Raw genomic sequence first — 24,210 nt, 5'->3', positions numbered from 1 at the left:
ATTCACAGCAATCGTCTTTCCAAAGCCCCATTCTAATTCACTCAGTCAAGCCATCCGTAAGCGATAAAAAGAGTTGAGCCTCCTCCATACACCGTCCTATAATATAGAATTGTATAAAATCCGAGAGAGTGGTGGATATCACAACAGGTCATCCGATCCCAACCGATAAACCCATCACACATCGGAACCAAAGGAGGGTCACAGTGAATCAAAGAGCAAAAGATGCAACAACAGATGCAGGAGCAGCAACAGAAGGAGATGAAAAATAGAAGTGAAAGCAACAGCCCAATCGGATATTGAGACCGATGCAGAAGTAAACGCAAATGCAAAAGCGAACACCAGTGCAATGAAGAATAATTGGACTTCCCGTTTCAAAGAGTTCATTCAACGCAAGCCCAAGACGCTGGCTTTTAAAATTCCGTTTGCCTACTTTGTCATTATTCTGCTAACGGTGGCGTTCAGTGCATTGGTGTTGAATCGAATCTCGGAAAATGACGCGCAGCGAAAGATCAATGAAGCATCACTACAGACGATTACATCCATTGAGACCAACGTTAATTTGATGATCGAGAACGTGAACAATTATTCGAAAATGATTTTCTCCGATCCCAACTTGCAAAACCTGCTGCGGCAGGGCAATGTGTACTCCAATTTACAGACACAGTCCAAGGTCAGCGCGTATTTGACCAATCTTATGCAAGCGGTTCCAATTATCGATTCTGTATATATTTATGATAATTCGGGGCACCGATTCTCGGTCGGTACTCAGGAATGGCCCACGTTTATGGAAGCGAATGTGAAGGAAGCGCCGTGGTACGAACAGGCACTGAAGCACAACGGACGATATCTCCTCAGGCTAAATAGTGGCAACAACGACAGCGGAGTCTCGGCGACGGGGGAGAATGATGGGCACGAGGTGGTCTCATTTATTCGACTCATTCGAGATTTGGATGATACGTCTCCGCTTGGATTTCTGGTCATGAACATCAAGGGCAAATCCATCGCTCAGGCCTATGCTAACCTGTCTGCACCGGATTCATTTCAGGTGGCCATCCTGGATGAGCATCAGCGGGTGATCGCAACCAACGCCACCGATGGAAAGAAGGCCGTACCTGCTGTATCCGACGAATCCATGTCTACCGCTTCTGGACAGGATGGGATGCACGAGATGTTAGAGGCGAATCAGGCCAAGTTAAAACAAACATTCCAAGAGCAATCCTCCGGCTTCATCACCTTGCAATCGGGTGGTCAGGAATATGCTGTGACCTATCGTTCGGCTGGTGATGATCAGTGGAAATTCATCAGCATGAGCCCATACCAGGCTACAGATACCCGTAATAAATCTATGGTGCTGCTTGCGTTGATTCTACTGGCGGTGAACGGGACTGTCTTTTTCATCAGTTCATTCATTATCTCGCGTAGCGTCATTAAGCCGATTCACAAGCTGCTTCGTTCCATGCAGAAAGCGCCAAGTGGCAACTTCCGCAAAGTGACGGTTGAGCTGAACAGCTACGAATTTGCACAGCTATATGGAGGATACAACCAGATGATTGAGCAGATTGAGCAGATGCTGAAACGCATCATTCAGGAGCAGCAAACGATCCGCCGAGCAGAGCTGAATACACTTCAGGCGCAGATCAAGCCGCATTTTCTATACAACACACTTGATTCTATTACCTCCCTGGCTATGTCGGGCATGAACGATAAGGTATGTGAGTTGTTAGAAGCGCTTGGAAGTTACTATCGGCTGAGTGTCAGCAAAGGCCGTGAACTAATTACGCTGCACGAAGAGGTTGAGATTGTACGCAATTATCTGACGATCCAGCAGGTGCGATACCCCGGTGTATTTGAAGTGCAGTACGATATCGATTCAGACTGTGAACGGGTGATGATTCCCAAGCTTGTGCTCCAGCCGCTGGTGGAAAATTCGCTGTATCATGGTATTCGTCCCAAAGGCAGCCCAGGCACGATACGCATTCAAGCTCGTCGATCCAAGGAGGGAGTACTTCTAACGATCAATGACGACGGAGTCGGCATGTCCGGGGAGGACGCGCAGCAGGTTCAACGCAAAGAAATAAACAGTTCTAACCGTTCTGACTCAACTAACTCCTCTAACCCCTCTAATCTTTCTAAGATTACCTATAACTCTAAACACAATCCAAGCTTTGGCTTATGGGGAACGATGGAGCGGCTTCGCATTTTTTATGACAGAGAAGATGGACTCAGACTGCAGAGCGAGGTTGGAAAAGGAACAACCATTATCATAACGATCCCGAAGGGAGCCAATGAATCATGGAATTAACTGTGGAACCATTAAAGGTATTGATTGTGGATGATGAGTACCTCATCCGAAATCTGCTGCGCATGCGTATCGATTGGGAACAGCAAGGCATGTCTATCGTTGGTGAGGCCTCCGATGCTGTGGAGGCTTTGGATCAGGTGGAGCTGTTGCGTCCAGACATCGTATTCACGGACATATACATGCCAAAGATGGACGGCATTGAACTGAGCGGCATCCTCATGGAGCGTTACCCGAACATAAAAATCGTGGTTGTGACGGGACATGATGAATTTGAATATGCTCGTCAGAGTGTGAAGCTGGGCATATCCGATTTTATTTTGAAACCCATTCGTGCTTCTGAGTTATTACAGGTTACGGCGAAGCTGCGAGTGGCAATCGAGCAGGAGATGGGGCGCGAGTACGAGCTGATGAAGCTGCGGGAGGAGATGAAGCAGAGCTTGCCTTATCTCAGGGAGCGATTTGTGAATCAATGGTTAAGTGATGTGATACCTGAGGATGAACTACAAGAGAAGGGGCGTTTCTTCGGTATTCCTATCTCGTCTGGTGAACCAGGATCACGCATCGCAGTAATGGAGGTGGAGGTTGCTGCACCGCAAATGAAGATATCTGCACCAGAGGTATATCAACATCTGTCCGAGACATCTCATCAACCCCACCAACTCAGCCAAGTTCAACGAGAGCCTCAACATGATCAAACCCATTTAAGCCGATATCAGACAGAAGTTCATCCACAACCCGCTGAGGAAATACATATTCTGATGCGAATGGTAGGCATGAAGCAGGTGCAGGCTTTTTATTCACAGGATTCGCAAACCATTATCGTCATGGACCCACATAACCGGATCGTTGTGCTCTCGCTTGGTGCGGATACGGATTTTGCCAATCAGGTACAGCAGCTTCAGGAAGAACTTCAACATACACTTAAGCTCGAAGGGTGTGAAGTTGATGTGACCGTAGGGATTGGGCAATGGCAATCAGGATGGGGAAAGGCCAGTGTGGGATACCGGGAAGCTTGTCGTGCACTCGATTATCAGGCGTTTGTGGGGAAAAATCAGGTCATTTGCTTCGAAGATCTGGTCATCGAAGGCGGAAAAAGGCCCTACCACTCGGATGCTCAGCTGCTCCAACAACTGCAATTTTACGTCAGTGTTGGTGCAGGGGAAGAAGCCGTATTGTTGCTGGAGCGTATGCTGTCTGTGCCGTTCTCGGACGTTTCACAGTTTCGGATGGCAGCCATGGATGTGGTTACGGAGTGCCAGCGTGCTGCCATAGAGCAGCAGCTTGAGGGAGAACACGTATTAAACAAAGAGGCCGTTGCGGCCATTTTTACAGCAGATCACCTGCCCAAACTAAAAAGCATGTTGGAGCAGCATGTCCGCATGGTATCGGATGTCATACAAGCCAAGCGACAGGCTAAGGAAGGCAATCTGATCGACCGGGTGAAGGCTTATCTTGAAGAGAACATGGGCAATTCCGAAGTGGGGCTTTCCAGCACCGCAACTGCTTTTTACGTAAGTCCAGGCCATCTGGGGCGGCTGATGAAAAAAGAAACCGGGCAGACCTTTGTGGAATATATGACGCAGCTTCGTATGAGAAAGGCCGAAACGCTGCTGAAGCAGACCGATTTAAAGGGGTATGAGATCGGGCAGCAGGTAGGCATCCCGGACCCGCATTATTTCAGCGTCTTGTTCAAAAAACATATCGGCCGATCCATGAATGAATATCGGAATGTAAAAACCTGAAAAACGAGAATGCAAACACCCAGTTTCAATTCCAATATGTTCAAATATTACAAATCGATGCCTGTTTTCTAAATGGAGAACAAAGCAAACTTCGCCTAAAATATGGGCTAGAACCAACGAAAACACATAGGGAGGTCTATAGATATGAAAGCGCTATTAAAAAAATCAGCAAGTCTAATTCTGACTCTGGGCATTGTAAGCAGTTTGGCGGCATGTTCATCCGGTTCGTCCGGCGGAGCACAGGGGGAAAGTAACGGCAAGATTAAGCTGACGCTGTGGGATCAATCGGTCGGCAATACCGACCCTTCGGCCAAGCTGCTGCCCGAGATTGTTGAGAAATGGAACAGCGAGCATCCGGACATTCAGGTTGAACGTACGGGCACGACAGGAGAACAGTACAAAACCAAAGTCAAAACATCGATTGCAGCTGGTGAAGCGCCAGACCTGTTCTATGGCATGGGTGGTGGCAGCTTCATGCAGCCATATATCAAATCCGGTAATGTGCTGGAAATCTCAAGTTACCTGACGGACGATATCAAAGAACGAATGGGGCCGGGTATGGCGGAGGCCATCAATATGGACGGCAAAATCTACACATTGCCCGTGTACACACATATCGCCAATCTTTACGTGAATACAGAACTGTTCGAGCAGGCGGGTGCCAAGATTCCGACCACCTATAACGAACTGTTGGATGCAGTCTCCAAGCTGAAAGCGGCAGGAATCACCCCGGCTGTGATTGGAGAGAAGGATCGCTGGCCGGGCATGTACTGGTACGACATTATTGCGATGCGTCAGGCAGGCAATGCTGCGGTGATGGAAGCCTTTAAAGATCCGTCGAAGTGGGATTCGCCCGATTTTGTTGCCGCCGCGACCAAAATGCAGCAGCTTGCACAAGCAGGAGCGTTCAACAGCAGCATGTTCAGCATGAGCTATGACGAGATGCTTGGGGCATTTAATGCAGGCAACGGGGCGATGATGTTCCAGGCCAACTGGGTGAATGCAGGAATTGAGGACCCGTCCTCCGCAGTCAAAGGAAAAGTGAAAGTGATTCCGTTCCCGGTGTTTGAGGATGGCAAAGGCACAAATACCGAAATCTTTGGCGGAGCCGTCGATGGTTTCTACATCAACCAGAATACCAAACATCCGAAGGAAGCCGTGGAATTCCTCATGTATCTGAGTGAGCAGCTTGGTACGCAAGGTTTCCTGGCTGGAGCGGGTCTGCCAAGCTGGAAAACCGATGCACTCGACACATCCAGCCTGTCCTCCCTTGATCTGTCTGCGGCAGATATTATGAAAACGGCGACCTCATTCATCGCGTGGTGGGATAACATTCTGCCAGCGGAGTCTGCCGAAGCGCACAAAAACCTGATTGCCCAGCTGCTTGCCGGCGATGTAACACCGGAGGAGTTCTGCAAACAGATGGCACAGCTCAAACCAACAGAGCTAAGTCTATAGAAAACAGGTAGGCAGGTATACGTGCGTGCAAGCTTAAATGCTTACAGGCCCTAGGTCCTTACACTACAAGTCTTTGCAAATTACCTGTGAATATCTTGCGCATAGACCTTGTGAGCTTGCAATGCTACCGCTTCTAACCATGAAGATGAACCCAAACAAGGCGTGGTCCGGTATATCCCGGTCACGCCTTTGAGAGGAGAACAATAATGAACTCTGTATTTTCCAATAAAGGCACGATAGCCGTCTTCGTACTACCGACACTGCTTCTGTTCTGCGGTATTGTGCTCATTCCGATCTTTGTCTCCAGTTATTACAGTCTGCTGGACTGGAACGGCGTAGGCAGGGGTACATTTATTGGCCTGGACAACTATGTAGAGATGTTTAAGGATACCCGGGTGCTGAATTCGATCAAAAACTCCCTGTTATTCGCAGGTGCTTCGGTGTTCATTCAACTGCCGATCTCGCTGGTGCTCGCACTGATTCTGGCGTCCAACGTGAAGGGGGAAGGATTCTACCGGACCGTGTATTTCATCCCGGTGTTGATCTCAACGGTGGTTATTGCCCAGTTGTGGTCAAAAATCTACAATGCCGATTATGGCCTGCTGAACGTGCTGCTGCAAAGTATTGGCTTATCCAGCCTGGCACAGGACTGGCTGGGGCAGAAGGACACCGCGCTGGCGGCATCGTTTATTCCGACCTTGTGGCAGTACGTGGGGTATCACATGCTGCTGATGTATGCAGGAGCAAAGTCCGTGTCTCAGGATGTGCTCGAAGCTGCTCGAATGGATGGTGCTTCCCGTATTCGCACGGCGTGGTCCATTATGATCCCGCTGATGAAGCCAATTCTGAAGGTAAGCCTTGTTTTTTCCGTCATTGGTGCGTTCAAGGTGTTTGACCTGATCTATGTGCTGACGGGAGGCGGACCATTCTACACCACTGAAGTACCGAGCACGCTGATGTACGCTACCATTTTTGATACGTTCCGGTACGGATATGGCAGTGCGATCTCGGTTTTCATCATTGTGGAGTGTTTGGTGTGTACGATCCTCATTAATTCATTGTTCAAAACGGAGTAGAGGGAGGCAAAAGGCATGAGTACCATAGAAGTCATGTTGCAAAAAAAGCCCAAGCCGAGGTCCATCTCCGGACCGATCGGGAAAGTGTTCCTGCAAGCGTTTCTGATCCTCGTTGCGATTGTGCAGATCTACCCGCTCATCTGGCTGGCGCTGTTTTCCCTGAAGGATAACAGTGAAATCTTCAGCGGTGATGTGGCTGGGTTACCCAAAGCGTTTTTGTGGAGTAACTACACCAAAGCAATGTCCGACGGCCATGTGCTGACCTATTTTATGAATAGTGTGCTGGTTACTGCGGCCTCCATTGTCTTGGTACTGATCCTGTCCTCCATGACGGGTTACGCAATCACAAGAATGAACTGGAAGCTCAGCGGGTTCACGATGACACTCATTTTGCTGGGCATGATGGTGCCGATTCATGCGGCGCTGCTGCCATTGTTTATTATTTTGAAGAATCTGAGCCTGCTCAACAGCTATTGGTCTCTGATCATTCCCTATGTGGCATTTGGCATTCCGATGGCGGTATTCATTCTGGGCAGCTTTTTCAAAGGTATCCCAAGAGAGATGGAGGAGTCGGCAGTTATCGACGGCTGTGGCATATACCGGACGTTTTTCTCCATTATCCTGCCGCTTGTGCGTCCGGCCATATCAACTGTAGCGATCTTCACATTTCTGTCCTGCTGGAATGAGCTGATGTTTGCAGTTACGTTTATCAATAACACGGCTTACCAGACGTTGACGGTGGGTATGATGTCGATGGTGGGAACGTACATTACGCAATGGGGTATCATTGGTGCTGGACTGATGATTACAACGGTGCCAACGGTGGTCATCTATCTGCTGTTGAACAAACAGGTGCAGAAGAGCATGATCGCAGGTGCGATCAAAGGTTAGCTGGAGGGCGTGGCGGTAGAAGGGGGTTGCTGTTTGCTCGCTGTGCTCTCTTTCTGGTAGATATCGACTTGATTCGGGATTTCGTAAGGTGTGATCTCTGGACTAGACCGGAGCCTGTGGTCATGGAATAATAAGGGGGTATGTAGCAGGCAGTTGCAGAGAGGGGCCATTATTTATGCTCAGTACCGCGTTGATAGTGCAGGAGTCTGTTCGGGAAAAGGTTGTGGCGTTCACGTTTGATGATGGGCCACATCCGGTGTATACACCTCAAGTGCTTGAGATATTCCGCCGTGCCGGTGGGCGGGCGACGTTTTTCATGATTGGCCAAGAGATGGAGAACCACCCGGAGATTGCGGCGGAGGTGCACCGTGAAGGGCATGAGATCGCCAACCATACGTACACGCATCCGGATCTGACCAAGCTGACGCTGGAGGAAGCCGGAGAGGAGCTGCAACGCGCAGAAAATCTTGTTCAAGAAGTTACGGGGGAACCTGCCCGCTGCTTCCGCCCGCCGTATTTTGGCGTAAACGATGATATACTGTCTCTGGCGGCGGAGCGTGGATATCGCACGATTGGTTCGGTCAACGGTGATGCGAGGGATTGGGACAATCCCGGCGTTGAGCATATTCTGGAGCGTACCCGGTCTGCGGTGAAACCAGGAAGCGTGCTCATATTCCATGACGGGTACGGCGATCGTTCTCAGACGGTGGAGGCGGTTCGTGTGCTGGTGGAGGAACTGGCGGGGGAAGGGTATCGATTGGTTACGGTGAGTGAGTTGCTGGATATTTCTCGTGATCATGATGCAAAGACGACATAATCAAGTGGGCCCATCATTCTTTGAATGACAGGGTCTTTTTTTAATATATATAATACATAGGAAGAATGAAGCGGGAGCACAAACTTTGCTTGCCCTCTCAAACTACTTTATAATAATAGGCTAAACTAGATTATGTCAGGAGGAAACAATGGACTTTATCAGAAATCAACTAGAAGAACTCGGCATGAGTGGACCTTCCATTGGATACCTTTCGAATGTGATTATGGTTATTTTTATAGCAGTGATTTCGGTACTGGCGAACTTTATAGCCAAAAAATTAGTGCTCAAGGCGATTAATCATATCGTCAATAACAACAGGTATAAGTGGGGCAACATCATTGTGGAGAAGAAGTTATTCCATAAGCTGTCGCATCTCGTACCGGCCATTATTATCTATTATTCTGCTTATATTTTCCCGCCCTATCAGGCTTTGATTGAAAAAGCAGCAATGACCTACATGATTGTCATCATGATTACGGTTCTGAATGCTCTGCTGAATGTCTTCGATGATATCTATCGTACCTATGAGGTGTCGAAGATCCGCCCAATCAAGAGTTACATTCAGGTAGCCAAGATTGTCCTGTTCATTATCGGGGGCATTATCGTCATCTCCAGCCTGATCGGACAGAACCCGCTTATTATCCTCAGTGGACTTGGGGCGTTATCGGCGGTATTAATGCTCGTATTCAAAGACTCGATCCTGGGCCTCGTGGCCGGTGTACAGCTATCGTCGAACGATATGGTGCGCGTTGGTGACTGGATCGAGATGCCAAAGTATAACGCGGACGGTGATGTCATCGACATTACATTGAACACGGTAAAGGTTATGAATTTTGATAAAACGATTACGATGATTCCAAGCTACGCCCTCATTTCGGACTCGTTCCGTAACTGGAGAGGCATGCAGGTGTCCGGCGGCAGAAGGATTAAGCGGAGTATCTATATTGATATCAGCAGTATCCGTTTTTGTACGGAAGAGATGGTGGCTGAATTTGAGAAAATCCACTACCTGACTGATTATGTAACGGAAAAATTAAAGGAAATTCAAGCATACAATATGGAGCACGAGGTGAATACCGAAAGCAACGTGAACGGCAGACAACTGACAAATGTCGGTGTATTCCGGGAATATATCCATCAATATTTGAGGAATCATCCAAAAATCAATAAAGATATGACGATGATTGTGCGACAATTAGCACCGGAAGATCGCGGGCTGCCTCTGGAAATCTATGCATTCAGCAATGATATTAACTGGGGTGTATATGAGAACGTTCAGGCGGATATCTTTGACCATATCTTCGCGGTGGCGTCAACATTTGGACTACGGGCCTTCCAGAATCCAACCGGACATGACATTGTGCAACTGAAAGAGGATAAGCAATATGCGCGAGAGTACTAAGAAGATTTATCAAAATAGATGTGACGACCACCATGTTGGTGGTCGTTTTTACGTTTGGATGTCCCTCCAATTCGGCCATGGGTGAGGATACGTGGAGTCTTAACAAGTTGGCTAATTTTAAAATTACAGGAACAGATCCAAGTGCTTTATTTATGAGACTGACGGTCAGTTCATGGGATAGGGTTCAGTGCAAGATAACAAAACAGAATGTCTGCAAAAACAAGTAGACAATATGTATTTCTTTACATTATAATCTAATTAATTCCATATTTTGAAAGAGGTGAATTGGAGCTTATTCTGATTAGGCGTGTCTAAGAACGAGGGAAAGCATGAAGTCTCTTTGGCGTGCTAACTTTCATAAGAAATGGAGGGAGAATGAAATGAAGAAAACATTGTATGCTGCTATTATGGTGACGCTTTTATCAGGATCGATTGTGGGTACGGCCTTGGCGGATAATTACGAGTCGAATGACACTTTGAGCACCGCGTATAAAATCCCAACGCAAACGGTGGCCACTCCCTACGGTCCGGCTTACTGGGGTGGAAGTGCTTGGTCTTATCTATCATCCCCGACAGATGTAGACTACTTTACATTCAGAGGGCATGGCAAATCTGTCGTGCTGGGTTCTCCTTCCGGCTATGATTACGATTTGTACGCCTATGACAGCGCTGGAAATTTGGTTGCTTCTTCTACGAATACGTCAGGAGCGGATACAGTTCTTGTCGACTACAATAATGTATATTTTAAAGTGGTAAGCAAGGATGGACGTTACAGCGATACCGATGCTTACAGCGTAACCTTTTATAAAAGGGATGTTTGGGTGCCGTGACCATCTCGTGAGAGTAAAATAACGTCAGGTATCGTAGACTTTAATGCTTCCGTCTCATGAATAGGAACTCTACCGCCTCAATGAGGTAGTAGAGTTTTATTTATTCAAGCCAATGGTCTGGAAGAATGGGTTACCATATCCCCCACTTGAGTTCATTGGAAAATTTAATGGAGGTGAGTGCCGTGGCACGTGTATTAGTTGTGATGATCCCTGCAGAAGGCCATATCAATCCGTCGCTTGGATTAATCAAGGAACTGGTAGAGAACGGTGATGAAGTGGTCTACTGTTGTACCGAAAAATACCGGACGAAGATTGAAGCGTTAGGCGCACATTTTAAAGCCTACTCCTTCAACGAGGCTACCCTGCTCAACAATCCTGGTATGAAGCCATTCGAACTCAAACATCCTTACCAGTTTTTATATATGATATTGGAAAAAGTTATTCATCGGTTTATTCCAGATGTTCTGAATCTGATCGAACATGAAACCTACGATTATATCATTTTTGACTCCATAATAGGCTGGGGAGGAAAAATTCTAGGTGAGAAGCTAGGTATACCAACGGTATGCTCAACCAGCACCTTTGTTTTTGTGGAGCCTCTTGGATCAGACAATCAACTGAATGATGATACGGAGGAGGTCAAGGAGCTATATAACAGCATCGTGGAAGTGTCCCAGCAAATAGCTTCCCAGTTCGATATGGCTATACCTTCCCTGGCGGAACTTTCAGGGCATCCAGGACAACTGAAGATTGTCTATACAAGCCGCTATTTTCAACCCATGGGGGACAAGCTGGACGACAGCTTTGTGTTCACAGGCCCATCCATTATCCCACGCAAGGATGCGCCAGCTTTTGCAAATGAATCTCTGCATGCTCTTTATAAGCAGGTCGTTTATATTTCGATGGGAACCATTTTAAATAAAGATCTCGAGTTTTATAAGCTTTGCTTCACGGCCTTTCGTAATTTGCCTGTGCAGTTTATATTATCTTCTGGGAGGGATACCGATATAGAGCCCATTGCTGATCTCATTCCTGACAATTTCATCATAAGACCCTATGTCCCTCAACTGGAAGTGTTGCAGTGTGTAGATGCTTTTCTGACACATGCAGGCATGAACAGTACCAGCGAAGCTTTGTATTACAATGTACCATTAATCATGCTTCCGTTAGCATCGGATCAGCCGCGTGTAGCAGGCCGGGTACAGGAGTTGGGAGCAGGGGTCATCGTGGACAAAAATAACCTTACACCCGATGTGCTTAGAAACGCAGTATTAGAAGTGCTCGGTAATGCCTCCTACAAGGAGCATGCTGAGGTTATTGGGAAAACGTTACGCGATGCTGGCGGGTATAAGCAGGCTGCTATGGCCATTAAGAACTTTATAGGCAATCAGCCGTTATCGGCCACGCCCATCTCTTCGTTTGAATGAAAAGGAGACCGTTCTTCATGAGAGCTAGAAGAGGAAGCCGTCACCTGACTAAAACGGAGTGGTGGCTTCCAATTGATTCAAGCGCGTATGGAGGGGTAGATAAACGGAGAGGGGCATTATTTTTACCATATTGTTCGTATACCTTTTGCAAAGGAGAGTCTTCAGATGAATCATCGAATTCCGGAATATACATTGAACGATGGCTTGAAAGTGCCTGCAATTGGATTTGGTACCTATAGTTTAAAAGGAGAAGAAGGCGTTAAATCGATTGCGTCCGCAATGGATGCGGGTTATCGATTAATTGATACGGCGTATAACTATGAGAATGAGGCAACGGTGGGCAGAGCAATCAAACAAAGCTCCATCGCCAGAGAAGATCTGCTCATTTCCTCGAAGCTGCCGGGGCGTTATCACGCTTATGACAAGGCACTCGTGGCGATCCAGGAATCTCTATACAGAGCGGATCTGGATTATTATGATCTCTATCTGATTCACTGGCCCAATCCGAAGAAGGACATGTATGTCGAGGCATGGCAAGCACTGATTGAAGCGAAAAAACGCGGGTATATTCGTTCCATCGGAGTGAGTAACTTCCTACCTGAACATAATGAACGTCTGATTAAGGAAACGGGGATAGCGCCGAGTCTGAATCAGATTGAGCTGCATCCGTTCTTTGACCAAGCTGATCAGCGGAAACAGGATAAGAAGCATGGCATAGTGAACGAATCCTGGAGTCCAATTGGACGTGGCAATGATGCCGTACAGGATATTCTGAAGGATGAGAACATTCTTTGGATTGCGGAAACGCATGGCAAAACGCCAACCCAGATCATTCTGCGCTGGCATGTTCAGCTGGGTTCCATTCCCATTCCGAAAGCCGGCTCCTTGCAGCATCAACAGGAAAATATCGATATATTCGATTTTGAGTTGAGCACAGAAGAGATGCAGGTCATCTCTGCATTTAATCGTCCGGATGGACGTTTGTGGGATCAGGACCCAAGCGAGTACGAAGAATTTTAAAGAACGACAAATGAAGGGCTGCTCTCATGTCAGATATGACAGGAGGCAGCCCTTTATTGCTTTATTGTTGAAGCATATTAAGCAATGTTGCAGTTTTTCATGTAGCGTAATTTCTGTTTACTGTCCCGCAGGGATACGGAAAGTTAGAATCTCGTACGGTTTGATATCAAAAGAAATCCGTCCGTTTTCCACGGCGCATTCCGCTTCGTTGTTCTCGAGCAAATCACACGCGTACGCCGTCGCACCTGCTCCCTCAGGCAATTGCAGAGAAGCATGGCTGCGGCGGCCGTGTGCTTCATAGAGACGGATGATCATATCATCGTTGTTCTCGGCTTTTTTGATAACCTCCAGCACGACATTATCCTGATCGACCGATGCGAGTGACCATGTTCCCGGCAACGTACCGGTTTGCGATGCAATCTCACGAGCAACCAGCGGACGGTTGAGATCATAAGCAGCTTGGATGACACGTCCTTCACGGAAGTCGCCCTGATGCGGATAGAGCGCGTAGGTGAATACGTGCTGCTCTTTGTCGGCATTTTCATTCGGGTACGTTGCGCTCTTGATCAGCGACAGTCGCATCACCGAGTTATGAATATCATATCCGTATTTGCAGTCGTTCAGCAGGGCGGTACCGTACCCGTTCTCCGCCAGATCGGCCCACTTCTGCCCGCATACTTCAAACCGGGCTTGATCCCAACTCGTATTACGGTGGGTAGCACGCTCAACGTTGCCATACTGGATTTCGTAAACGGCCTTTTCACTCCAGATATCGAGCGGGAAGGCGGCTTTCAGCAGCAGATGCTCCTGCTTCCAGTCCACAAACGTACGGAAATCAATCCGGTGTGTATGCGCGTAGAAGATGATCGTTTGCTCAATGACCGAGTCCAGGAACTGTCGCTTCACTTGAAGCACGGAACGTACGGGCCCACTTTCAACCCACTCCAGCGATTGCAGGTCATTAATCTCCCACATATGCTGTTCATAATAATCGTCAATGTTCCATGCCTCGTATTCCGCAGGTCGATCCTCGAACACTTGCAGCACGTTACCACGCTTGCCAGACTGAAGCAACTCGCGGCCCTCCAATTTGTCCCATACGGATGTGAATTCGGCACCTTCATTCAGGTGAATATCGTACCAAGGTGTATGGATGTGGCGCTGATTGGCTTCCCACTGTGCAACCGAAACTCCCGCGACAAGCTCGCCTGTCAGATCCGGTGTGATTCGGAAAGATTTATACCCGGATGCAGGCACGTTCTCTGCAAGGAATACAAGTCCACCTTCGGGAGTCCGCTGGCTTGGTAGAGGACGATCTCCATCATAAACGGTCACTTTTCTCGCAAAAGCAGGCAGTTCAACCACATCCGTCCGTACAAATCCGGTCGTGTTAAATACTACAATGGCTTCGCCATCAGATGTAATTTGGCTTGCAATGCCGTTCAGCGCACTGTCTTTCAGCTCATCCGTGACACGCAGTACTTCTTCATATTGCTCCTTGGAATCCACATATACCTGCTCAATGGAGCTGCCCGGGAGAATATCATGGAACTGGTTCAGCATCGTCAGCTTCCATGCATGCTCCAGTGCATCGGTTGGATAGGCCGCCTGTGCATTCGCCTGACGATGAATCATGGCATACAATTCGGCATCGGCCAGCGCAAATTCGCTATGACGGTTGTACCGTTTGTTGCGCGCCATGGAAGTGTAGGTACCCCGGTGATACTCCAGATACAGCTCACCCGACCAGCGAGGAACGGAAGGAGCATCAGCCAGATTTTGCTCCAACTTCTCGAAAAACTCGCGTACAAAGGTACGTTTCACCGCGGGTACACCCGGCAATCCAACATCGAGTCGTCTGCCATGCTCCAGCATCTCCTCAGTTGGTCCGCCGCCGCCATCCCCGAATCCGAAACATTGCAGGACATCTGCATTGATGTTTTTGTTCTGGTATCGCTGCCACGTGCCTTTCACTTGCGAAGCATTAAACCGTCCATTATAGGTCGTCTCGAAGCGGCGCTGCCTGAAATCAGGATGTTTGTCATAATCTGTTGCTGTAATGAAATGGGTCAGGACCTCTGATCCGTCGATTCCTTTCCAATACATCGTGTCGTTTGGAATCTGGTTTGTATCATTCCAGGCGATTTTGGTCGTCATAAAATAATCAATGCCGCTCTTGCGCATAATCTGCGGCATCGCTGCACTATAACCAAATACATCCGGCAGCCAGAGCACGCGGTTCTCCACGCCGAATTCTTCCTTGAAGAAACGTTTGCCGTAGATAATCTGACGGATCATGGATTCACCCGAAATCAGGTTACAATCGGCTTCCAGCCACATGGAACCTTCCGCTTCCCAGCGGCCCTCGGCCACCTTTTCCTTGATTTTCTCATATAGGGACGGGTAGTCTGCTTTCAGGTATGCATACAGCTGGGGCTGAGAGGACATGAAGGTATACTCCGGGAACTTGTCCATCAAGTAGAGTACACTCGCGAAGCTGCGAATGACCTTCTCCCGAGTCTGATCCAATGTCCATAGCCAAGCCACATCGATATGCGTGTGTCCGATACAGTGCACGGTAGGGATATGATCACCAGCAGGGCGGATATCACCATAGACATGATCTTGCAGATATCGGCGCGCTTCCAGCACCGACGCATGGAATTCTGCACTGTTTTCCTGGCGCAAATCCAGCAGATTCACGGCTTTATTCAGATGTTCGATCAGCTTCAGGCGCTCCAGATCATCCTCACGCAGCAGATCCGCAGCATCCAGCGCAGCCTTGAGATCGTAATATAAATCGGAGACTTGCTGATGATGTTCGGCGATATATACATTTAGAAAAACATCCGCGGCAGACGTACTGCAATACGCATATAATGCCAGCTCAAACTCTTCGCCCTTCACCGCGGATGAGGTCAAGTCGATTTCCGTATGGTTAACATCCAGACCGCAGATCAATTCCCCATTGAGGAATGCCAGAAATTGCGGATTATCGTAGTTCCAGATATCATCAGCACCGGTGACGATGGCACACACGATCTTTTTCCCTTCCATTTGATCCGGAATCTGAATGCGGGTTTTGAAGCAGCTGTGAACGTCTTTGCCACCCCAGCCATCACCCTTACGGAATACGTTCCAGGAGGAAGGGTCCTCATGCACCAGTTCCCAGGAGTGGTAACCACTTTCTTTATGATAAAGCTCAGGGATATATGTCTTTGAGGTTAGTCTTGCACGTTCCAAGTGTTTAACTATGGTATGGATTCGAGTATACAAGGAATTCATTTTCATGTTGGTTTCCCACCTTGGTTTGTAGTAAGTACAGGCTGTAGTCGTTGTTGGAGTGATAATACTGCAAGCGCTAACATATCAACTTTATCATAACAAAAGAGAAATGGGTGAAACTATGTATTGTATGCTGAAAATAACGTCTTTTTATTGCATTTCATGCTAAAATAAAATCATTAGAATCAGGATAGGGGGCATGTCCATGACACCATCGGTTTTGGCATACGAGCAGGGATATGCGATCCATGTGAACCAGCCTGGAGATTCACTTTTTTATCATCTGGATTATGACGAGCGTTCTCATGATCTAAATATGGAGTTTCAGCATTTCCATGATTTCTATGAAATCTGTATTCTTCTGGATCGCACGGCTGCCCACATCATTGAAGGCAGTTTGTACGAGATTCAACCTTATGATATCGTTCTGCTGCGACCTTCTTTGCTGCATAAAACGCAATATCCGAAGGGTACCCCGCCGAAACGATTGATGATCACCTTTGCCATGCCACGTAATACACCTGGTCTTGAGAACGATTACAATGAGCTGTTTTCGATTTTTGATGAACCCATCCCGATATTCCGATTTACAGAAGAAAAACGCAAGGAAGTCCTGGCGCCGATCAATGATATTTTTGCTATATCGCAGCAGCCTTCTGCACTTCAATCGGTTATGATTCATAGCAAGTTCATGGAGTTTCTCTGTGCCCTTCATCGTTATTCGGCAGAGAACGGGTATGTGCGTGAAGAGACAGGATCATCGATGTCCCGACGCATGTATGCCATTGCATCCTATATTCATAGTCATTATCAGCAGGATTTATCTCTGGATGAGGTATCCAAGCGCTTTTATGTAAGTGCCCATCACTTGTCTCGCCAATTCAATAAGGTTACCGGCTTCACCTTCACGGAGTATGTGCAGATGACCCGTATTCGGAATGCCCAGCAATTGCTGCTGAATTCAAGTGAGAAAATCACAGATATTGCTGCACAGTGTGGGTTCACAAGCTTTTCCCAGTTCAACCGTATCTTCAACAAACAGAACGGAATGTCACCAAGTGCATATCGCCGAAGCAGACATTCGCAGAGCGAACGTGAAGTGATATCCTTGGGTAGGCCTGAGCGCTGACTGAAGACAGAGATGATCGGGAAATGTCCATGGAGATGTGCTGCATGAATGGCGATGGCCACAAATATATGAATATATGAAGATATAGAAAAAGGCAAACCCTCTAAGTTACAAAGGGATTGCCTTTTTCCTTCTATTATATAGATTACGTCTACCTAGTGATGGTGGCACAACCAGAACTACTCTTGTGCCCCGTATGACGGCTATTCTTAAACGTGATCCTTCGGCGCCAGCTCGATAGCAGAGCGGATGGCAGCCAGCATGCTTTTATCATCGGCGATATTTTTACCAGCGATATCAAAGGCCGTACCGTGGTCCACAGACGTACGGATGATACCGCCTTTCAGGCCAACGGTGATGTTCACGCCTTCCTCAATGCCCATCACCTTGATCGGTGCATGGCCTTGGTCGTGATAGCAGGCTACAACGATATCGAAGTCACCGCGACCAGCGCGGAAGAAGAGTGTGTCCGCCGGGAGTGGACCAACGACGTTAATGCCTTCCTGCTGCGCACGCTCAATGCCGGGCTGCAGTTTCTCTTCTTCTTCTCCATTACCGAACAAGCCGTTCTCCCCGGCATGAGGATTGATTCCGCATACGGCAACGCGCGGATTCTCAAAACCTGCTTTTTTCAACGTATCATGAGCAAGCTTCACAACGGTGTAGGTTCTTTCCGGGTTAATACTCGCAATAGCATCAATCAGACCCATGTGTGTTGTCAGGTGAATAACGCGCAGATTCGGCGTGGTCAACATCATCGAGAAATCCTGTGTATCCGTCAGGTCCGCCAGAATCTCGGTGTGCCCCGGATACAGGTGCCCCCCCTGATGCAGAGCTTCTTTGTTCAAAGGTGCGGTGCAGATGGAGTGAATCTGCTGTTTTTTGGCAAGATCAATGGCTTTGGCGAGAAACTGGAATGCTGCATCTCCAGCCACGGCAGATACTTTACCATATTCCAGATCGGCAGGAACGAGATTCAGATCAATCACATCCACAGTACCGAATTCATACTTGGCTTCAGAAGGCTCTTGAATCGCGTTAACGTTAAGACCTGAGCCGATGACAGGTAACACACGCTCCAGAATTTTCGCGTCGCCAATAACGAGTGGGTTGCACTGATCGTACATCTCTTGATGACCCAGTGCTTTCATAATAATCTCCGGTCCAATACCTGCTGCGTCGCCCATTGTAATTCCAATTGTAGGTTTCATACGAGAATACCCCCTTTTAATTTTTGAATCGCATGAATAAAGACATCGGGTTTGCCGAATCCGCCTGCTTTGGTAATCACATGCAGATCATCAATCCCTATAAACTTGGAGATCGGCACGCCGATTTCAAGCTCATCCAGCAGCTCGAAGCCGCTAATATTCCATTTCAGACAGATTTGTTTTGCCGTATCGCCGCCGGTTATGGATACCCCTTTGAAAAGTCCCTCTTCCAGCAATCTGGCACAGATCTCACCCATCGCGAGTACAATTTGGTTGCTGACTTCCGTGTGATTGAGACCACGAATCTCGCCCGTTGCCCGTGCCAGTTCAATATCCACCTGTTCAGCGGTGGAGTAGAGGACAACATCTTGTCCTTCCAGCGCTTTGTCTCGGACCTCGTTATAGACACGTTCCATCTCTTCCGCGCGGTCTGCGGTTGCGGATACCGCTTTGAAGGAATGGAAGGAGACTGAAGCTACGCGGGAGTTGCGCATCAAGCGATGCAGCTGCTCACGTGAGTTTTTGTTCACGCTGCCTACCACTGTTAGGATTGGACCGGAATTCTCCGGGATATCAAGTGAAGCAGCCCTGGATTCCAACTCGTAATGCGCAGGGAGGTAATTAGCAATGCCCGCCGAGCCTGCCCAAGTAAAGGTATAATCCAACTCACGAGTCATCTGCAGAATCAGTTCCAGATGTCTTTCTTCGGTGGAGTCCACCATTACGTACGGGATGTTATTTGTTTTCAACCGCTCTAGCTTGGTGCGAATATGATTCTGCCCGGCTTCCAGATCGGCGACGGTGATCTCGCCAACTTCGTACTTGGTCTGTTGTTTCAACAAGTCCGGAAGGTAGGAAATCGTTACAGGTGTCTTCGGATCATGGGCAATTTCAGTATCTGCCAGCGGAACGCCGTTCAGGTAATGAATTCCTTCCAATATCGTCCGGTTATTTTTTGGATAACCCGGGGCAATCATCATAAAGTCCGGCTTTACGACATCATATACAGCATCAATCTCGGTGCCGATATTGCCGCGCATGGTGGAGTCCATTTTTTTGAAAATCGTCTCAAATCCGTTGTTCGTCAGCAATTCAGCTGCCCGATATACACGGTCATACGCTTCCTGTGGGGATATGGAACGACTATCTGTATCAAAGACGACGGCATCGTAACGTGTAAGAGGGCCTTCATCTATATTAAAAAGAACACTGGTCTTCAAGCCATGACGGGCAAGCTGCACCCCGCTGTCATTGGCACCGGTCAAATCATCTGCAATAATGGCTAATTTCATGCAGTCATCCCTCCTTGTAAGCACAATTTAATAAAAGTCCGTTCAGATCATCCATTAAGCACAGATTAAGCACATTAAATCAGGTGATACCCATTTATGTGGTTGGTCGTTGATTGTATTTCTCGACTCCACCTGATTTCTCTAATCGTTTGGAGAGGAATCCGATGAAGATCGGCAACAGGATGGCTGTTGTTACAACGCTCGCTGCAATTTGCACCGTAGCAATCTCGGCAATTGGGCCAAATGAAGCATTAGCAGCCACGATGGCAGCAGGTGTACCTACGGCATTCCCGGCTGTTGAACCTTCGGAAGCACCCACGATAGGGTTCCAGCCGATGGCTTTAAAGAGCAGGAAACCGATTCCGCCCGTTAATAGCACGGTTAACACACCCAGTAAAATTCCGCTAAGACCACCTTGAATGATGGAAGAGAAGCTAATGTTCATACCCAGAGCAAATGCGAAGAACGGAACAAGTTTGTCACTGCCTTTATGCAGCCATTCCGCCAGATTGCGGTCCAGATTACCAATAATGACACCAACGATGAGCGGAAGCAATACCGCGACAAAGGCCATAGGGGAAAACATGCCGTTCGCAAAACCCATCGCACCAAAGATGGAGAGCGCTACCATGGTCAGGAAAGGACCATCACTGAGTGCCAGGAAAGGGTAGGCTGCTTTGTCATCTTCTTTCCCGTATTGGCCAGCGAGAGCAATGTACAAACCGCCATTGGAGTTAGTCATCGCAGCAATAATGGCAAGCGGGGCAAGGCCGAGAAATAATCCGTTTGAATCCGCGAACAAAATAGCGATAAAACCAAGGGCTGCACCAATCACCCATTTGAACGTAAGCAAGGTCAAACCTTTGCCGACAGAGGAACCTGCTGTTTTAAACGTAATCTGTGTACCCGCAATGAACAGGAACAGGGCAATCAATGTACTGGCACTGTTAACGAAGAGAGCTTCCGTGAATCCGCCAATGCGCAGGGCATTCGGGAAGAATGTATTGATGGTTGCACCAAGTAACAGGGGAACGACCATCATACCGCCAGGGATGCGATCTAAAGTTGCTTTAATGTTCATAGTAGTAGCTCCTTATGAAGTAATCGTTTTTATGAAGCGCTTGCAGGGATTATGTTATCCCATGTCGTTTAATATAGCAACAATAAATTATTGTAAATTTTAAACACACGGTAAACTGTTTAAAAATGCAACACAACAAGGCGATAAAAAAGACGTAAACTTAAAGTTAATCTTTAAGTTTACGCCATAATGTGGCCCGGTTAATCCCCAGACGCTCTGCAGCCTTCGATTGATTGTTGTTTTCCTCCTGAAGTACGAACTGAATAACTTCCTTCTCAATTTCCTTCAGCGTACCGTTCAACTTCATTGGGCTTGAAGAAGGTTGCTGGTCCAGCAAGCGGGACAAGGTAGCCGTAGTGATTACATAATCCTGTTCGTTGAGTGCAGCCTGCTTGATCAGATGTTTCAGCTGGTTGACGTTAATATGTGTGATCTGATCTTGGATCAACTGAAGTGCATCTTCTTTTATTCTCACCGCAGTAGTTCCGTACTTCTGGTAGTAACCCGTAAGGAAATGCTGCATCAGTGGAGCCAGATCCTCTGGTCTATCCGCAAGATTTGGCATCATGATCGTATTAAGCTCCAGAGCGAGTGACCACAGGGGGTTCAATGCCTGCTCCCCGAGTATAAACACCCCAATCTGGTTTTGAAGGCAGCTCTGGATAAAAGCGAGCAACTCCGGATCTTCCATACGTGTTTCCATGTGGTTAATCTCTACATTTCGAACCTTGGCGAGTGGTATCTTGTGCAAATGACCGGGTGGAACTTGCGAGAGATTAATCTGTAATAACAGTCCACCACCGGAGTACATCTGATGAATATGTTTGACCAGAAAAGATTTACCGGAATCCGCTTCACCCAGCAGATAGATCGGTTCATGATGCTCGTAAAGTGCCCGAATGTTCTTTAATACAGCCTGCATGGCAGGGGATTCGGCAACGATAGGTTCCATCGATGCGTCCGTGAACGTTGTTATGCCGAATTGTGCAAAGGCATAGGGTTGTCCTTTTTCCAGCATATATACCTTGTAGTTCTTGTTCTCCAGGGTCGTTTCATAGGCATTAACCGTGAGCTGGTAATCATCCACCATGAACACATTCTGGATCTGGGATTGATGGAATTCCAGGCTGGTGTTGGTCAGATATATGTGATTATCGGTCAGCGGATTTTTCTCAAAATCGGTCAGGTTCTCGAATACAACTTCATTCCGTTCATTTAAAATAAGTAAATTGGGATGTTCCCGTGTAACCAGGTCATTCAGTATGATCGATATCGCATGATTTTTGCTCAAATAACGGTAGACCAGCTGTGCATCCTCCATCGCTCTAAGGATGGATTCCTGGCCAGATTGGATTAACAATCCCTCCAGACCATAAGTCTTCGCGGTGTTGACGGTGATCACATCTCCGACAATCTGTCGGTACCCGGAAGCCTTCAACTCCAGGAGCAATCGTGCCACATCTTCCGAGCTATGTATGGTATAGACCTTGAGGGGCAGATCCATCAGATCAATAATCGATTGTGCACCAGAGGTAATGTTGGAGAAGCCAACAATGGCTGTTTGGCCGTTAAACTGGCTTGCCAGGGTAAGTGAACGAATCATATCATAACCCGATAACTGCACATCAATGACGGGAATAGTCACTGCTTTTTTAATCAATTGGGCAGTTCCGCCGCGGCTGATGATAATCTCTGCACCGTTTTTCTCAGCTTGAGTTGCTAATTCCACACCGTTCGCCAAGTCGCCCACGTCCGTCTGAATGGCTAACTGGGGAAAGCGAGGAATGCATTCTTGTATAATAGGAATCATCGATTCGTAGGGAGCAATAAAGTGAACTCGTGTACGCATAATTTTCCTGCCTTTATAGAAAACTTTGATCCCCTTATTATAGCCAACTTGCGAAGGAATGGCACCTATGGGGGAAGCAGCCCTGTTGTGTCTGCAAAATGCCCGTGTGATATGCCTTCATAACCCTCCGAGTGGAATGTGATGAAGTGCACTGAACCGAACCGTTATGTATTTCAAAATTAATGCATAATTGAATACGATAAGTGTGGAGAAATGAGGAGATTTCATATGGGAGACATTCATAAAGTAGCTGAGCCGGATCACATTATTAAAGATGTTGTCGGAAAGTTCCCGTGCAGGGTGCTGTGGAGTGAGGGCCGTCCATGTCTGGAGTATCAAAGGGAAGAGGATGTGGCGTTAATAACCGAATACGTCCATAAAACGTATAACGTTGAATTATTGGATGTGTTTTTCACAGCGGTGGAGAGCCTTCCGGTTGAGCCATAGTTAGGTAGGGATTTGTGGATTGCGAGTAAGGATTAGTACTTGAGTTTTTGTGTGTTTATACAAGCTCATAAGGCGACACTATAGGGGTTCGTCTTTTCTTTTATTACTCCATCATTACCCGACTTTGGAAAGAAGAGACTCCACTTGCCATCGTGAAATGTGAAACGTATGTGGGCGTATTCATGTATTATAGTATACATATGAACTTTTCGGAGGAGGAACACGTAATGGGAATCTTATCGAGGTTTAGAGACGTGATGAAGGCCAATGTGAACCACATGTTATCGCGGTCGGAAGACCCGGAGAAAAGCGTGAATGAGTATATGCGGAGCCTGAGCAGTGATCTGAGTCAGGTAAAAGCGGAGACGGCAGCGGTGCTGTCAGATGAGAGCCGGGCGAAGCGAGCATTGGATGAGTGTAACGCCGAGGTCAAGAAGTTACAGCGGTATGCGGAGAAATCGGCGGAGTCGGGAGACGAAGATAAGGCACGTAATTTTCTGGAGAAGAAAGTGAAGCTGGCTGACAAATTGAACGAATTACAAGCCGCCTATGAACGTGCTTCCGCCAAAGCCAAGATGATGAAACATATGAACGATAAACTGGTTGCAGATCTGGGGCAACTGGAAGCGCGGCATGCAGAACTGAAAAGTCGCATGGCAGATGCAAAGGCTCAGCAACAGGCTAATGAACGGAATGCATCTGCGGGCAGAGCTGATGCCGCATTGAAGGCCATGGAAGACAAAGCGAACCAGGCGCTGAACGAAGCAGAGGCTTTGGCAGAACTTCGTGCTGGAGCACAGGAAGATGATCTGGACGAATTAATTGCCCAGTTGGAGAGGGACATGAACTCAGATGCGGGTAATAATGAAAATACGTCGCCAAGTGCGGATGAAGAACTCGCAGCAATTCAGGAGAAGCTGAAGAATAAATAATACGTTACACCATTTCGTT

At 47.6% G+C, this 24,210-nt stretch carries 18 protein-coding genes; 13 read left to right on the top strand and 5 right to left on the bottom strand.

The window, feature by feature from the left end; translation table 11 throughout:
* The first annotated feature begins 271 nt into the window (after window positions 1–271).
* The 10 genes from QVE09_RS25515 to QVE09_RS25470 all read left to right on the top strand — a co-directional run bounded on the left by QVE09_RS25515 (window position 272) and on the right by QVE09_RS25470 (window position 12,965).
* Window positions 272–2,302: a cache domain-containing sensor histidine kinase gene (locus QVE09_RS25515; protein WP_315939083.1), complete on the top strand. Its 2,031-nt coding sequence runs from the start codon at window positions 272–274 to the stop codon at window positions 2,300–2,302.
* The gene (locus QVE09_RS25510; RefSeq protein ID WP_315939082.1) at window positions 2,293–4,044 is read left to right on the top strand and encodes a response regulator; all 1,752 of its coding nucleotides are present in this window, start codon (window positions 2,293–2,295) and stop codon (window positions 4,042–4,044) included. The genes QVE09_RS25515 and QVE09_RS25510 overlap by 10 nt, the downstream gene beginning before the upstream one ends.
* Window positions 4,045–4,188: 144 nt before the next feature.
* Window positions 4,189–5,502 carry an extracellular solute-binding protein gene (locus QVE09_RS25505; RefSeq protein ID WP_315939081.1) on the top strand — a complete coding sequence of 438 codons (1,314 nt, stop codon included), beginning with the start codon at window positions 4,189–4,191 and terminating at the stop codon, window positions 5,500–5,502.
* Window positions 5,503–5,708: 206 nt separating this feature from the next.
* Entirely contained in the window at window positions 5,709–6,578 is an 870-nt protein-coding gene (locus QVE09_RS25500) for a carbohydrate ABC transporter permease (protein WP_017691225.1), read from the top strand.
* A gap of 15 nt (window positions 6,579–6,593) precedes the next feature.
* Window positions 6,594–7,469: a carbohydrate ABC transporter permease gene (locus tag QVE09_RS25495; protein WP_249913690.1), complete on the top strand. Its 876-nt coding sequence runs from the start codon at window positions 6,594–6,596 to the stop codon at window positions 7,467–7,469.
* A 175-nt stretch (window positions 7,470–7,644) separates the two neighbouring features.
* Window positions 7,645–8,286 carry a polysaccharide deacetylase family protein gene (locus QVE09_RS25490; protein WP_315939080.1) on the top strand — a complete coding sequence of 214 codons (642 nt, stop codon included), beginning with the start codon at window positions 7,645–7,647 and terminating at the stop codon, window positions 8,284–8,286.
* Window positions 8,287–8,434: 148 nt separating this feature from the next.
* Complete coding sequence (locus QVE09_RS25485) at window positions 8,435–9,688, top strand: mechanosensitive ion channel family protein (RefSeq protein WP_315939079.1); 1,254 nt, start codon at window positions 8,435–8,437, stop codon at window positions 9,686–9,688.
* A gap of 329 nt (window positions 9,689–10,017) precedes the next feature.
* On the top strand, window positions 10,018–10,518 hold the full coding sequence (locus QVE09_RS25480) for a hypothetical protein (RefSeq protein WP_315939078.1): 501 nt from the start codon (window positions 10,018–10,020) through the stop codon (window positions 10,516–10,518).
* Between the two features lie 182 nt (window positions 10,519–10,700).
* Window positions 10,701–11,945: a macrolide family glycosyltransferase gene (locus tag QVE09_RS25475; protein WP_315939077.1), complete on the top strand. Its 1,245-nt coding sequence runs from the start codon at window positions 10,701–10,703 to the stop codon at window positions 11,943–11,945.
* A gap of 165 nt (window positions 11,946–12,110) precedes the next feature.
* On the top strand, window positions 12,111–12,965 hold the full coding sequence (locus QVE09_RS25470) for an aldo/keto reductase (protein WP_315939076.1): 855 nt from the start codon (window positions 12,111–12,113) through the stop codon (window positions 12,963–12,965).
* 117 nt (window positions 12,966–13,082) lie between these two features.
* On the opposite strand, the gene QVE09_RS25465 is transcribed toward QVE09_RS25470, so the two are convergent.
* On the bottom strand, window positions 13,083–16,256 hold the full coding sequence (locus tag QVE09_RS25465; protein ID WP_315939075.1) for an alpha-mannosidase: 3,174 nt from the start codon (window positions 16,254–16,256) through the stop codon (window positions 13,083–13,085).
* 199 nt (window positions 16,257–16,455) lie between these two features.
* On the opposite strand from QVE09_RS25465, the gene QVE09_RS25460 reads away from it, so the two are divergent.
* Entirely contained in the window at window positions 16,456–17,379 is a 924-nt protein-coding gene (locus QVE09_RS25460) for a helix-turn-helix domain-containing protein (RefSeq protein ID WP_315939074.1), read from the top strand.
* Window positions 17,380–17,588: 209 nt separating this feature from the next.
* Here the strand turns inward: QVE09_RS25460 and pdxA are convergent, their stop codons facing one another.
* From pdxA to QVE09_RS25440, 4 genes are all read right to left on the bottom strand, one after another.
* Entirely contained in the window at window positions 17,589–18,590 is a 1,002-nt protein-coding gene (gene pdxA / locus QVE09_RS25455) for a 4-hydroxythreonine-4-phosphate dehydrogenase PdxA (protein ID WP_315939073.1), read from the bottom strand.
* The gene (locus tag QVE09_RS25450; RefSeq protein WP_315939072.1) at window positions 18,587–19,882 is read right to left on the bottom strand and encodes a four-carbon acid sugar kinase family protein; all 1,296 of its coding nucleotides are present in this window, start codon (window positions 19,880–19,882) and stop codon (window positions 18,587–18,589) included. The genes pdxA and QVE09_RS25450 overlap by 4 nt, the downstream gene beginning before the upstream one ends.
* A gap of 94 nt (window positions 19,883–19,976) precedes the next feature.
* Window positions 19,977–20,963, bottom strand: a complete 987-nt coding sequence (locus tag QVE09_RS25445) for a 2-keto-3-deoxygluconate permease (RefSeq protein ID WP_036616292.1) — start codon at window positions 20,961–20,963, stop codon at window positions 19,977–19,979.
* Between the two features lie 166 nt (window positions 20,964–21,129).
* Window positions 21,130–22,812, bottom strand: coding sequence for a sigma-54-dependent transcriptional regulator (locus tag QVE09_RS25440; RefSeq protein WP_315939071.1), 1,683 nt, complete (start codon window positions 22,810–22,812; stop codon window positions 21,130–21,132).
* Between the two features lie 228 nt (window positions 22,813–23,040).
* On the opposite strand from QVE09_RS25440, the gene QVE09_RS25435 reads away from it, so the two are divergent.
* Together QVE09_RS25435 and QVE09_RS25430 are read left to right on the top strand one after the other, a co-directional pair.
* Window positions 23,041–23,259, top strand: coding sequence for a hypothetical protein (locus tag QVE09_RS25435; protein ID WP_076329625.1), 219 nt, complete (start codon window positions 23,041–23,043; stop codon window positions 23,257–23,259).
* Between the two features lie 227 nt (window positions 23,260–23,486).
* Window positions 23,487–24,191, top strand: a complete 705-nt coding sequence (locus QVE09_RS25430; protein ID WP_315939070.1) for a PspA/IM30 family protein — start codon at window positions 23,487–23,489, stop codon at window positions 24,189–24,191.
* Window positions 24,192–24,210: the final 19 nt, after the last annotated feature.

Origin of the sequence: Paenibacillus sp. ClWae2A, from assembly GCF_032452295.1 — a bacterium.
GTDB lineage: Bacteria > Bacillota > Bacilli > Paenibacillales > Paenibacillaceae > Paenibacillus.
The sequence above is the reverse complement of the archived record's forward strand: the minus strand, read 5'-3'. Positions and strand labels throughout refer to the sequence as shown.